General features: G+C 63.1%; 7 protein-coding genes. 2 read left to right on the top strand and 5 right to left on the bottom strand.

The annotated features are described in order from the left end of the window. Positions 1–635 precede the first annotated feature (635 nt). Positions 636–2,603, top strand: coding sequence for a M23 family metallopeptidase (locus tag AC1D08_RS18300; protein WP_477416813.1), 1,968 nt, complete (start codon positions 636–638; stop codon positions 2,601–2,603). 11 nt (positions 2,604–2,614) lie between these two features. Here the strand turns inward: AC1D08_RS18300 and AC1D08_RS18295 are convergent, their stop codons facing one another. Continuing rightward, positions 2,615–4,174: an MFS transporter gene (locus tag AC1D08_RS18295; RefSeq protein WP_477228449.1), complete on the bottom strand. Its 1,560-nt coding sequence runs from the start codon at positions 4,172–4,174 to the stop codon at positions 2,615–2,617. Between the two features lie 163 nt (positions 4,175–4,337). Here AC1D08_RS18295 and AC1D08_RS18290 point away from each other — a divergent pair, with 163 nt between their 5' ends. Continuing rightward, complete coding sequence (locus AC1D08_RS18290) at positions 4,338–4,970, top strand: TMEM175 family protein (RefSeq protein ID WP_457152868.1); 633 nt, start codon at positions 4,338–4,340, stop codon at positions 4,968–4,970. A gap of 147 nt (positions 4,971–5,117) precedes the next feature. Here the strand turns inward: AC1D08_RS18290 and AC1D08_RS18285 are convergent, their stop codons facing one another. From AC1D08_RS18285 to AC1D08_RS18270, 4 genes are all read right to left on the bottom strand, one after another. Further along, positions 5,118–6,593, bottom strand: coding sequence for a L,D-transpeptidase family protein (locus tag AC1D08_RS18285; RefSeq protein WP_457152872.1), 1,476 nt, complete (start codon positions 6,591–6,593; stop codon positions 5,118–5,120). A gap of 151 nt (positions 6,594–6,744) precedes the next feature. Then, complete coding sequence (locus AC1D08_RS18280) at positions 6,745–7,110, bottom strand: MmcQ/YjbR family DNA-binding protein (RefSeq protein WP_457152869.1); 366 nt, start codon at positions 7,108–7,110, stop codon at positions 6,745–6,747. Positions 7,111–7,167: 57 nt separating this feature from the next. Further along, positions 7,168–9,774, bottom strand: coding sequence for an ATP-dependent chaperone ClpB (clpB, locus tag AC1D08_RS18275; protein WP_457152870.1), 2,607 nt, complete (start codon positions 9,772–9,774; stop codon positions 7,168–7,170). 221 nt (positions 9,775–9,995) lie between these two features. Then, the gene (locus AC1D08_RS18270; RefSeq protein WP_457152871.1) at positions 9,996–10,958 is read right to left on the bottom strand and encodes a DUF4167 domain-containing protein; all 963 of its coding nucleotides are present in this window, start codon (positions 10,956–10,958) and stop codon (positions 9,996–9,998) included. Positions 10,959–11,227: the final 269 nt, after the last annotated feature.

The raw sequence follows: 11,227 nt of genomic DNA, 5'->3' as shown, positions 1-11,227 counted from the left end.
TTCAGCAGGACTCTGCCGCCCACGTTTCTCTTTCTTCAATATTCAATTTTCAAAGAACAGACACCGCAGACGCAGTGTCGTGGCCCGTTTCGCTTTTGGCTCCGGGGCCGTCCGAGTGTCGCTTACGCGGCTCTCTTGAATCTCACAACGGGCAGGCTTAGAAGCAAACTTCTTCGTCGCCAGCGGCGTGCCGCCCTCGTTGGTGAGGCGTATATAGTCGCCACCTTCAACAACTGTCAACAGCCATCTCAAAGTTTTTGAACTTTTTGCGACAGAAATCTCGGACCCGGTCTGTTGATAGCCGGCTGCCCTTGGGGAACAGCGACAACGCCGGGTGGGTGACCACGAAGGAGCCCTATTGCCGCCGCATTGCCGTTCGACACCGAAGCCAACGAAAGCGGCACCGCGCCGACGGCGCAGCGCCTCTTTCAAGAGCCTCATACAGGGGTGCGCGATGAGCCTTGCAGAGAAGGTGAACCGCCCCTCTTTATAGAGCGCCCTATACAAGAGAAGTGCGCGAGGGGAATTCGACCGGGGCGTAGGCTTCGTTGACTTCACCGGCCATGACAGGCAAATGTCACGGCCATAACAAAAGCGACAAGCCGTTCCGCCCGGGGAAGAAGCAGCCTTTCTGGATGCCAGACACGGAAGATGTCATAGCCGAACTCGGCAACGAGCCGCCGCTTATTGCGGACGGCCGCAGCGGCCCGCCCGACCGGCGCGAGGTTTCCGCACGCTGGCTGTCAGGGACCTTCCTCACCGGCGTGACCTCGAGCGTGCTGATGGGCGTGGCACTGTTCGCTGCCCTTGACGGACGTCAGCAATTGGCGACGCCACCCGAGATTGCGGAACTGATCAATCTTGCCGGCAATGGCGATTCCGGCGAGGTGGCCAAGACGACAAGGCTGGTGGCGCCGCGTCAGATCGCCAAGGCCAAGGACCGCCGTCGGATGGAAGTGTCGATGGTGACCAAGGTCGGCGACCGCGACGTCATCCACACCATGCCTTTCGTGCAGATCAAGATGGCGCTTGCCGCCGGCCACACCACCAGCCGCCCCTACCCGCCTTTCGACCCGATGCAGGTGTTCGGCAACGACGGCGACGACAGTGCTGCGCAGCCGGCGACAGCCTCGGCCGCTTCCGGCCAGATCTACGGCGCCAAGGTCGAAAGCGAGATGAGCCTGAAGACCGTCGATTTCCCGATCGATACGGCGGCTTTCGACGAAAAGAGCGACCTGTCCGCCGACGAGGTGGAAAAGGTGGTGCGCGAAGCCGGCACCGACCTCAGCGATGGCGCCGTCCAGGTCGCTTCACTCCACTATGTCGACCCGCAGCGATTCGGCGACGCCTTTGCCGAGAGCATGGCCGGCTCCTATGACGTCAAGATCGTGCCGGAGAACGTCTCGGTGGCGCCACGCGCCGCCGCCGACGATCAGGCGCCGGCTTTCGCCGAGGAAATCATTCCCTTCACCAAGGATCTCGACATTACCGAGGCCTTTGCCGATTCGGGCTATACGGGAGAAGACGCCACCGGCATGGCCGAAGCGATCGCCAAGCTGTTGAACGCGACGGCGCTCAAGGCCGGAACTGTGCTGCGTGTCGGTCTCGAGGTGCATGGCGACGCCGCCAAGGTCGTGCGCACCAGCGTCTACGACCGAACGCAGCACATCGTCACCATCGCGCTCGACGATCGCGGCCAGTATGTGCCGGCGCAGGAGCCGGATCCGAACCCCGAATTACTGACGGCGTTCGACGACTCACCGCCCGTGGTGGTGCGCGGAAATTTGCCGAACATCTATGACGGCATCTACCGCGCCGCTTATTCCTATGGCATGTCGAAAAAGATGACCCAGCAACTGGTCAAGCTGCTGGCATCCGGCGTCGACTTCCAGTCGCGACTCAATCCGGCGGATCGCCTCGAAGTCTTGTTCTCGCAGCCGGACGGCGACGACCAAGCGTCCGACGAGTCCGAACTGCTTTATGTCTCATCGACCTTCGGTGGGCAAACGCGCAACTTCTACCGGTTTCAGATGCAGGACGGTAGCGCGGACTATTTCGACGAGGACGGCAGCAGCGCCGAGCAGTTCCTACTGCGCAACCCACTGCCAAACGGGAGATTTACCTCCGGGTTTGGTGCGCGCAGGCATCCTATCCTCGGCTATGTCCGCATGCACACAGGTACGGACTGGGCCGCCCCGATCGGATCGCCGATCATCGCCGCCGGCAATGGCGTCGTCGAGAAGGCGGGCTGGGCCGGCGGCTATGGCAAACAGATCATCATTCGTCATGCCAATGGCTACGAGACGTCCTACAATCACCAGAGCGCCTTTGCCAAAGGCATCGAAGAAGGCGTGCGGGTTCGCCAGGGCCAGGTCATTGGTTATCTCGGCCAGACCGGCCTCTCCACCGGTCCGCATCTCCATTACGAGCTGATCGTCAACGGCACCAAAGTCGATTCGATGCGTGTCCGGCTGCCGGTCGGCAAAGTGCTGAAGGGCGATGATCTCGTCGCCTTCAAGCGCGAACGCGAGCGCATCGACGATCTGCTGAAGCAGGAAGACAGTGATTCGCTGAAGGTTGCGAGCGCCAAGATCGACGGCTGATTCGCTGATTTTCAGCCTTGCGGATTTTCCGCACGCCACGGCCATGGCAGCCGCTGACCGGGAATGGTCGTCCACGCGATCACTGCTGAAAGCAGGCAGAGCAGTGCCGTCACCGAAGAGACGGCGGAAAACGCCGCGTCGCCGGCGGCAAGCCTTGCCGCATCGACTGCCGGCGCCAGCCCAACTGCCGCCGGTTCGCCAAAGCCTGGCACGCCGGGCGTCGCATTCCCATCGAGGGCTTTCGCGTAGACCCGGGCGGCAAGCGAGCCCATCGCTGCCACCGCGATCAGGCCGCCGATGCGCGAGACGGCATTGTTGATGCCGGAGGCAGCACCGGTATCCTTGTCTTCCACCGCCGTCATGATCGCGGTCGACAGTGGCGACACGACCAGCGCCATGCCGAGCCCCATCAGCCCCATCAGCGGAAATGTTCCCGTCCAGAAATTGTGGATGCCGGCATGGGCGAGCAAGGCAAGTCCGGCAAACGCGAAAGCCACGACAAGGCTGCCGAAGGCGATCGGAAAGCGCGGCCCGATCCGGTCGGACAACTGGCCGACGGGCCGCGACAAAAGTGCCATCGATGCCGACAGCGGCAGGAAGATGAAGCCGACCTCGGCCGTGCTCAGTCCCCAGCCGGCGATGAGCAGCATCGGCAGATAGAAAAGATTGGCCGACAGCGCGAAATAGAGGAAGAACGTCGCGGCATTGGCGCCGGCGAAAGCGCCGACGCGAAACAGCGACAGATCGATCATCGGCTCGCGCTGCCAAAGCTCGAAGGCGATGAAGACAGCCAGCAGCACGGCACCGGCGGCAATGCTCGGCCCCGACAAATGGCCCTCGCCGCCGGCGCTCATCGAGGTCAGCCCGTAGGCGAGCGCGCCGAAGGCTAATGTCGCCAGCGCGGCACCGCCGAGATCCAGGCTGCGTTTTTCCGTCGGCGCGTCGGCCGGGATCTTGGCCAGCAGCAGATAGATCGAGATCAGGCCGAGCGGCAGGTTGACCGCGAAGATCGCCCGCCAGATGCCGACACCGAATGCCGACAGCACGAAACCACCGAGCACCGGGCCAAGTGCCGTGGTCAGCGCCGAAGCCGCGGCCCAGATCCCGATGGCGCGGCCGCGCTCTTTTTTCGGATAGGCCTTGGCGATGATGGCGAGGCTGCCCGGCACCATGACCGCCGCACCAATGCCCTGCAGCGCGCGAAATGCGATCAGCACCACCGCATTCGGCGCCAGCGCACAGGCAAGCGAGGCGACAATGAACAGCGCAATGCCTGCCACGAAGGCGCGGCGCAGACCGAATCGATCGCCGGCGGCGCCCCCGGCAAGGATCAGTGCCGAGAGCGTCAACGCGTAGGCATTGGAAATCCACTGCGCTTGCGCCAGGCTGGCACCAAGGTTGACGCGAATCGCCGGCATGGCGATGGCCAGGATCGAACCGTCGATGAAACCGAGCGCCGAGGCCAGGATCGCCGCAATCAGCACAAATCGCCGTTGCGACGGTGGACAGAACGTGCCGTTCGTGACCGGACTGGTCAGCGGAACGGCGGCGGCTTCGCTTGGTGAATGCATGGAACCTTGCTTAGACCGCAGGCGTGTTGGCAACAACCAGCCAGTGGATTGCTGTCCTTGAAACCAGCCACATGGCCAGGATCGCTCCTGTCCGGGTGCACACGGCGGCAGTCATGCTAGGTTCTGGCTAGGTTTCCGGAAAATTGCAGACGGGGAGAAGTCGATGAAGCGGCCACTTGAAGCATCGGCGGAGGGACGCGGCCGTATCGTTGGCATCACCGACGGCGTGTTCGCCATCGCACTCACCCTGATCGTCCTCGAAATCAGGGTGCCGGCGCACGAGGCGATCCATTCGGAGCGCGATCTGCTTGCCGCAATCGCGGCACTGGCGCCCCGCTTCCTGACCTACGCCTTGAGCTTCCTGACGCTGACCATCTTCTGGTTCGGCCAGCAGGCGCAGCATGGGCTGATCGCCAAATCCGACCGGCGGCTTGCCACGCTGAACCTCTGCTTTCTCGCCTTCATTGCCTTGCTGCCGTTCTCGACCGATCTTTTGGCCGACTTCCTCGAGTTCAGAACCGCGATGCTGGTCTACTGGCTCAACCTGCTGATGCTCGGCGTCACGCTGTTCGCCAGCTGGCGCTATGCGGAGAAGAACGACTTCCTGGCAGAGGATGTCGACGCGGAAACCAGCCGCACGGTCTATCTGCGCATCGTCAAGGCGCAGATCCTGTGGGCGGTCGGCGCGGCACTGTGCCTGATCACGCCGTTACTCAGCGTCGGCTTTATCCTGGTGGTGCAACTGGTCTATGCGATAACCCCGGGCGCGAAGTGGGTGCGCAGGATCATCGGCTGACCGTTTCAGGGCGCGTTGAGATTCAGATCAGGCCGAGTCGAGAACGACGGATTTCGAGAACCGGAGCGGAGCGTACTTCTGGGTACGTGAGCACCGGAAGCGGAGGAAGCCGCCGTTCGCAGGCCGGCCTCATCTGAATATCAGCGCCTACTCGACGAACTCAACGGTGACGCCCGGCGAGACCAGCTTGGCCAGTTCGCGCGCATCCCAGTTGGTCAGGCGCACGCAGCCATGGCTTTCTGTCTTGCCGATCTTCGACGGATCCGGCGTGCCGTGGATACCGTAGGTCGGCTTGTCCAGAGCGATCCACACCGAGCCGACCGGGCCGTTTGGACCTGGCGGAATGGTCAGGACCTTGTCGTTTTGACCCTGCTTGAAATTGATGCTGGGGTTGTAGGTGTAGTTCGGATCGAGAGCGACGCGCGATACAGCGTGTATGCCGGACGGTGACGGTGTATCCGCCGACCCGATGGTTGCGGGATAGGCCGCCACCAGCTTGTCGCCCGCATCATACGCGAAGACCTCTTTCCTGCCCTTGTCGGCGACGATACGGGCAACCGGCGTCGAGACCAGTTTGCCGAAATTTGCGACCTTGATGGTCGTACCGGGACGATTGAAGTTGGCGTCCGGGTTGAGCGCCTTGAGGTAGTTCTCGTCCATGTGGAAGCGCTCCGCGAGCGCCTCGGTCACCGACGTATAGCCCATGCGGTCGAGCTGCGCCTTCTGGCTGTAGTCTTCCGGGATCGAGGCGACATAGGGGCCGGCCGCATCCTCCGGGGTGATGGTGTAATTGGCAAAGGCATCGCCGCCGGACTGCGCAAGAGCCGCCTGGATGCCGACCGCATCGGTCGACCGCAGATTGCTGCCAGTGATCTGGTTGTAGGCGGCGAGCGCCTTGTCGACATTCGAACCGAAACGCCCATCGATGACGCCAGGCGAAGCGCCACCCCGGTCGAGCAGCACCTGCAGCGCCGCGACATCCTGACGTGCTCCCAGCGAAAGCGCCGGCTCGACGGTCGACTTGCCCCCAGTCGTTGGCGGCAGTCCCGCTTGCTCGGAGGGAGACGCCGGCTGGGCAGGGTCAATCGAGGCCTCGTTCAGCGGCTGGCGTTTGATGGTGCCCGGCTCTGTCGACTGCGGCGCATCGGGATAATTGTTGTCGTAGCTGCCGTCGTCCTGCGGTGGCGGCGGATAGGCTTCCACGGAATTGTCGCTGTTAGGATCATATTCGTCCGCCGGCGGCGGGATGACCCGGCCTTCTTCTTCCAACTGCTTGCGGCGGAACCGCGCCATGTCTTGCGGATCGTCGAGATAGTAGCGGTCATTGTCATCGGGGACGCGGCCCAGTTCGCGCAGCCGTGTCTCGCGGCGCAGCGCGCGCCGGTCGAGCCGCGTCTGCGGCGGCTGGATAGCGATGACCTTGCCGGTATCGGCATCGACGATGACGCGGTTGCCCCTGGCGTCGTAATAGACGTCGAGATTGCCGTCCTGGGCGACGAGGATGCCGCCATCGTCGGCAGCGCGGGCAACCCGTGGTGCGCTGTCCTGCGTCGGCGCGCCGAGCGCGCCAGAAGACAAAAGCCCGCCGGCGAGTACCGAAAGGGTGAAGATCGTGCGCAGCATGGTGGCCAAACTCTCCGGTCCGTAATTGCCGCCGCCCGGCAGTGTCCCTGTACGGCGAACCCCTTCGCCAGCAAACCAGTTCACCACCATATGGTTCCAATATGAACCGGGCATGAAGATGGCGTTTTCCTGGCGCCTCGATGAATATCAGCTAGCTTGCGGCAAGTCCCAGCTCCCTGCGCGCCTGCTTCGTCAGCTTCAGGGCAACAAGGCGATGGCTCTCGCGCAGATAGTCCTTCAGCGCGTCATCATCCATGCTCTGGCTTGTCTGACGCTGGATCCATTTCATGCCGCGCGAAGCAAGATAGGGTGCCGGACGCAAGCCCGGCTGCTCCTTGAGCACGTCATAAGCGATGTCGGAACATTTGAAGGTGACAAAGAGCTGCTGGCCCTGGTCCCAGCCGCCGATCGCAAAGACCTTGGCCCCGACCTTCCAGACATGAGCGCCGCCCCATTGGACGACGTGGTTTGTCGAAGGCAGCGAAGCGCAGAAGCTGTTGTAGTCGTCCAGCGTCATCCGCGCCCCCGCTTGTATGAAAAGGCCGCGCGTCCAGGCTGGACGCGCGGCATTGGATCAGGCTGCCGCCTCGGCCGCCACAATCGTCGGCTTCGAGCGGAAGTTCAGCCGGTCGGAACCGGCTGTCACCTTGACGGTCGAGCCGTCGAGGATGTCGCCGAGCAGGATCTTCTCCGCCAGCGGGTCCTGCAGTTCCTTCTGCATGACGCGCTTAAGCGGCCGTGCGCCATAGGCCGGGTCGTAACCCTTGGCCGCCAGCCAGTCGATCGCCTCCTGGTCCAGCGACAGCGTGATCTTGCGATCGGTCAGCAGGCTTTCCAGCCGCTTGAGCTGGATCTCGACGATGCGACCCATATCCTGCCGGCGCAGCCGGTGGAAGAGGATCACCTCGTCGACGCGGTTGAGGAACTCCGGCCGGAACGAAGCCTTGACGACATTCATCACCTCGTCGCGGACCTGATCGACATCCTGGTCCTCGCCGAGACTGACGAGATACTCCGCGCCGAGGTTCGACGTCATGATGATCAGCGTGTTGCGGAAGTCGACGGTGCGGCCCTGGCCGTCGGTCAGGCGGCCGTCATCGAGCACCTGCAGCAGCACGTTGAACACGTCCGGATGCGCCTTCTCGATCTCGTCGAACAGCACGACCTGATAGGGCCTGCGCCGCACCGCTTCGGTCAGAGCGCCGCCCTCCTCATAACCGACGTAGCCGGGAGGTGCGCCGATCAGCCTGGCGACCGAGTGCTTCTCCATGAACTCCGACATGTCGATGCGCACCATGGCGCTCTCGTCGTCGAACAGGAAACTGGCAAGCGCCTTGGTCAGTTCGGTCTTGCCGACGCCCGTCGGTCCGAGGAACATGAACGAGCCGATCGGCCGGTTCGGATCCTGCAGGCCCGCGCGGGCGCGCCGCACCGCCTTCGAGACAGCTTGCACCGCCTCGCCCTGGCCGACGACGCGCTTGCCGATCTCGTCTTCCATGCGCAACAGCTTGTCGCGCTCGCCCTGCAGCATCTTGTCGACCGGAATGCCGGTCCAGCGCGAGACGATATGGGCGACATGGTCGGGAGTGACCACCTCTTCGACCATGCCGACCTTGCCGTCCTGGGCTTCGGCTTCCTTCAGCTTCTTTTCCAGTTCCGGGATCTTGCCATAGGCAAGCTCCCCGGCGCGCTGGAATTCACCCTTGCGCTGGGCAATGGCAAGCTCATTGCGCGCCTCGTCGAGCTGCTTCTTCAGATCGGCGGCAAGCCCGAGCTTCTGCTTCTCGGCCTGCCACTTTGTGGTGATCTCGGTCGATTCCTCCTCGAGCCCGGCGAGTTCCTTTTCCAGGCGGGCGAGCCGATCCTTCGACGCATCGTCGGTCTCGACCTTCAGCGCCTCGCGCTCGATCTTGAGCTGCATGATGCGGCGATCGATCTCGTCGAGGGCCTCGGGCTTGGAATCGACCTGCATGCGCAGCCGCGAAGCGGCTTCGTCGACGAGGTCGATCGCCTTGTCCGGCAGGAAGCGGTCGGCGATGTAGCGGTTCGACAGCGTCGCCGCCGCCACCAGCGCCGAATCCGAGATGCGCACCTTGTGGTGCTGTTCGTATTTTTCCTTCAGGCCGCGCAGGATCGAGACGGTGTCTTCCACAGTCGGCTCATCGACGAACACCGGCTGGAAGCGGCGGGCAAGGGCCGCATCCTTCTCGACATGCTTGCGATATTCATCAAGCGTTGTGGCGCCAACGCAGTGCAGTTCACCGCGCGCCAATGCCGGCTTCAACAGGTTCGACGCATCCATGGCGCCATCCGCCTTGCCGGCACCGACCAGCGTGTGCATCTCGTCGATGAACAGGATGATGTTGCCGTCGGCCGAGGTGACTTCGGAGAGCACGGCCTTCAGCCGCTCCTCGAACTCGCCGCGGTATTTGGCGCCGGCAATCAGCGCGCCCATGTCGAGCGCCATCAATTGCTTGTCCTTCAACGATTCCGGCACGTCGCCATTGACGATGCGCAACGCCAGGCCTTCGGCGATCGCCGTCTTGCCGACGCCCGGTTCGCCGATCAGCACCGGATTGTTCTTGGTGCGGCGCGACAGCACCTGGATCGTGCGGCGGATCTCGTCGTCACGGCCGATGACCGGATCGAGCTTGCCGGCGCGAGCATCCGCGGTCAGGTCACGTGCGTATTTCTTCAACGCGTCGTAGCCCTGTTCGGCGCTCGCCGAATCGGCGGTGCGGCCTTTGCGGACGTCGTTGATGACCTGGTTGAGCGCCTGCGCGGTGACTCCGGCCTTGGCCAGGATGTCGGCGGTCTTGGCCGACTTCTCCATGGCGAGCGCCTGCAAGAGCCGCTCGACGGTGACAAAGCTGTCGCCGGCCTTCTTGGCCAGCTCTTCGGCGGACGAAAACACCTTTGCCAGCGGCTGCGCCAGATAGAGCTGGCCGTTGCCGCCTTCTACCTTGGGCATCGCTTCGAGCGCCGTTTCGACGCCAAGCTTGACGTCGCGGACGCTGCCGCCGGCACGTTCGATCAGCGACGCGGCCAGGCCCTCGTCGTCGTCGACGAGCACTTTCAGGATGTGTTCGGGTGTGAACTGCTGGTGGTTGCGGGAGAGCGCCATGGTCTGCGCGGACTGGATGAAGCCGCGCACGCGCTCCGAATATTTCTCAAGGTTCATATCTGTCTCCTTCCATCACCGGCCCGCTTTGCGGCACCGGATCCGATTGCGGTGACGGACCCGCCCATTCGAGCCGGGTCCAGTTCAGCCGAGATATGGTGCATAGGCCATGCTGTCTCAAGACGCCTTGATGCCGGTCAACGCACAATATTCCATCGCGGCACAAAACGAAAACGGCGGAGATTTCTCTCCGCCGTCCGATATCCTGAAATGTCGTTCGATCAGTTGTCGATGTCGACTTTGACCGGTTCGGCATTGCCGCCGTCGGCCGGGGCCGCAGCCACCTCGCCGGCATCGGCGCCGGAATTGACATTGTCGCTGCCGCTGTCGACCTGATCGGCGCTGACGCGCGGACGGCGCGGGCGCCTCGGGCGACGGGCAGCACCGCTTTCGGCGGCCGCCTCATTGAGCTCGGCCTGGGCGGCAAGACCTGCCGGCGACAGGTTTTCGAACAACGGAGCCGGCTCGGCTGTCACAACGGATTCGGTCGATTCGGTCGGCGAAGCGGCTTCGACCTGGGTCGGGGCCTCGTTGCGTTGCGGCTGGCCGCCTTGCTCGGCGGACGAGCCATAGTCGCGCTGTCCATTCTGGCCGTAGCCGCCATTGGGGCGACGATCGCGGTGGCGCCCATTGTTGTCGCGGCCGCCATTGTTGCGCCCGCCATTGTCACGCCCGCTATTGCCATCACGATTGTCGCGGCCGTTTTCCCGGTTGAGCGCGACCTCGGCCGGCATGCCTTCGATGACCGGCTGCGGCCCGGCGCCATGGTTGATCACCGGTACCTGGGCATCGGAAATAGTGTTGCCGCTGTTGCCGGCATTGTCGAACTCGTCGCGATCCTCGTCGCCGTCATCGTCGAAATCATCGCGATTCTGTTGCGTGTTCTGGATCGGCATCTGCGCCTGCGCGGCTGCGATGATGCGATTGTAGTGTTCTGCGTGCTGGAGATAGTTCTCCGCCATGACCCGGTCGCCGGAGCTATGCGCATCACGGGCCAAGGTCGCGTATTTTTCGGCGATCTGCTGAGCCGAACCGCGGATCTTCACGTCCGGGCCGTTGCTCTCGTAGTTGCGCGTCAGGGGATTTGGTCCCTTGCGGTTGTTGTTGTTATTGTTGTTATTGCCACCGCCGCCGCCATTATTGTTGCGACCGCGCATGCGCCTGTTCTGCTGTTGTGGCCTCATCAAACTCTCTTCATTTTGAAATTTTCGAAAACTCTTCACGAACGGAGGCGCTCATGCAGCCAGCCGCTTCGTTTCTTCACCGGCGTTCGCCCGCATCAATTGCGTTGGCGCCACGTGCCATCCTGTTCCGGTTACATCACTTGCCGGACGATTCCCGCACGAAGCTTGGGCATCGTTTGCGCAAGAAGGCAGCTATTTCCAAGGAAGACCGAATCGCTAAGAGCACTGCCTGCTTCGTCTCATCCGGTTAAGGCGACCCTAGCCGCATT

The sequence above is a fragment of the Mesorhizobium sp. P2_E6 genome (assembly GCF_056403835.1).
Note: the sequence above shows the minus strand (reverse complement) of the source record. Positions and strands in the feature narration are given on the sequence as shown.

What these genes read in the sequence shown, in the direction of transcription:
- AC1D08_RS18300 (WP_477416813.1), top strand. Translation starts at nt 636, where the DNA reads ATGCCAGACACGGAAGATGTCATAGCCGAACTCGGCAACGAGCCGCCG.
- AC1D08_RS18295 (WP_477228449.1), bottom strand. Translation starts at nt 4,174, where the DNA reads ATGCATTCACCAAGCGAAGCCGCCGCCGTTCCGCTGACCAGTCCGGTC.
- AC1D08_RS18290 (WP_457152868.1), top strand. Translation starts at nt 4,338, where the DNA reads ATGAAGCGGCCACTTGAAGCATCGGCGGAGGGACGCGGCCGTATCGTT.
- AC1D08_RS18285 (WP_457152872.1), bottom strand. Translation starts at nt 6,593, where the DNA reads ATGCTGCGCACGATCTTCACCCTTTCGGTACTCGCCGGCGGGCTTTTG.
- AC1D08_RS18280 (WP_457152869.1), bottom strand. Translation starts at nt 7,110, where the DNA reads ATGACGCTGGACGACTACAACAGCTTCTGCGCTTCGCTGCCTTCGACA.
- clpB (WP_457152870.1), bottom strand. Translation starts at nt 9,774, where the DNA reads ATGAACCTTGAGAAATATTCGGAGCGCGTGCGCGGCTTCATCCAGTCC.
- AC1D08_RS18270 (WP_457152871.1), bottom strand. Translation starts at nt 10,958, where the DNA reads ATGAGGCCACAACAGCAGAACAGGCGCATGCGCGGTCGCAACAATAAT.